Source organism: Planktothricoides sp. SR001 (assembly GCF_001276715.1).
GTDB classification, from domain to species: domain Bacteria; phylum Cyanobacteriota; class Cyanobacteriia; order Cyanobacteriales; family Laspinemataceae; genus Planktothricoides; species Planktothricoides raciborskii.
In genome coordinates, this window is sequence record NZ_LIUQ01000143.1 from 1 (window position 1) to 1,774 (window position 1,774).

Sequence of the window (1,774 nt, forward strand, 5' to 3'; positions counted from 1 at the left end):
GCTAATCTTGTAGGGGTTTGCTCAACACACTCACGGTCTTAAGCAAACCTCTGCGTGTAGATCCGCGATTGATCCGATATAGCAGTCCTATATCAGTTGTGGAATTGTAGGGGTAACAGGTTTGGCAAGCGTGAGCTTACCCCTAAACGCGCAGGGGCTTGCCACCGCGCAAAAGGATTTGCCCCGACAAAAATATTACGATTGAAATAGGATTGCTATATCAGCTAAGATGAAAATTCCCGGAGTGCTTGAGGCAATCATCCCATGACAGAGTTTATCACCCAAGGAAAATTTCGACCCCTGGTAAAAAAAGTCTAGAAAAAGCATACAACTTGGCGATTAACAAGCCGAATCTATCTTTTTCCCAGTGTATGGGTAACAGTTTTCGTCAAACAGTAGCGGGTATATTTGCTCATCCAGAAATGAATCAAGAGATCATGTTGTCAGGACACATTCAGGCAACGATGGAACGAGCCGAAGCAACGGTTGGGGAATATGTGATCGCCGCGCAAGACACAACTTATTACAACTACTCAGGACATAAAAAAATGTCTGGGTTAGGGGTAATACAAGGGAATGTCCGAGGATTGATGCAACATAATGTACTACTGCTCAATGAACAAGGTTTACCCCTAGGACTCTTAGGACAACAATACTGGACTCGAGACGGAGGTTTAGACCTGCCAGAAGGAGAAAAAGAAAGTAGTAAATGGCTCAAGGGGTTGAATGCCATCAATCAGCAAGCCAGTCAATCGAGCAAACGCTTTGTGACCGTAGAAGATAGAGAAGGAGATGTTTTTAGTTTTTTTAAAGCCGAACGAAAGACAAATGTAGATCTGCTCGTCAGGGTATATCAAGCTCGTAATTTGGAAATCGTCAGCAGTAATATAGTCTGCCAATTGCCCGATGTGTCGTCTCACTTGCCCGACTATGGAACCCAACGAGTACGCATTTATCGTCAAAACCGGGAAGTAGAACTGATTCTTCGCTTACGGGCAGGGGCAGTCAATGTTTATCCAGATAAAAATTTGAGTGCCAACAAGCATAAAACCCAAGGTTTATCTTTGGTGGTCGCCCAAGAGATCGGTTGTATCGATCCCAAAACAAACGAAGATATCTTCTGTTCAGAAGATGCAGCCACATGGTATTTACTGACCAGTCTTCCGATTGCCACTACCAGTAATGTCCAAAGGGTGACTCGATTTTATGCCCTGCGATGGCGGGTAGAACGCTTTCATTACACTCTTAAGTCTGGTGCTTTACAGGTGGAAAAATTACAAGCAAGATGATATTCAGACATTGATTAACTCCTTGGCTTTTTATTCGGTCGTGGCTTGGCAGATTCTCGCTCTTACTTATGCCGTCAGAGAAAACCCAGACCAAAGTGCCAGTATTCTGTTTGATGAGTCTGAGGTGATTCTGTTAGAAAAAGTATCTTCTAAAAAAATCATCTCTATACGTGATGCTGTCTTAGCTGTGGCCAAAATTGTCGGCTTTGCACCTACCAAAAAGCAACCATACCCTGGGGTTAAAGTCCTAGCTACTGCAATCGAAAGATTTTTCTTTATTAAGCTTGGTTCTACTGCATGAATCAAAACCCCTACAAGATTAGTTTTGGGAGAGGGGAGAGGGGTGAGGGCTTATTTCCCAATTGATTTAGGATTGCTATAAAAGTGAATTTATCGTGCGTTCAACCTTTATTTATCGCATAAAACGCCAAAAATGGTGATTCTATAATAAAAATATTCAAAATACATCTCGGTGATTACTCTCA

2 protein-coding genes are annotated in these 1,774 nt (G+C 42.6%); both read left to right on the plus strand.

What is annotated here, in order from left to right; translation table 11 throughout:
* Positions 1 to 371 precede the first annotated feature (371 nt).
* On the plus strand, positions 372 to 1,289 hold the full coding sequence (locus tag AM228_RS28770; protein WP_054470481.1) for an IS4 family transposase: 918 nt from the start codon (positions 372 to 374) through the stop codon (positions 1,287 to 1,289).
* 10 nt (positions 1,290 to 1,299) lie between these two features.
* Entirely contained in the window at positions 1,300 to 1,590 is a 291-nt protein-coding gene (locus AM228_RS28775; protein ID WP_054470484.1) for a hypothetical protein, read from the plus strand.
* Positions 1,591 to 1,774 lie beyond the last annotated feature (184 nt).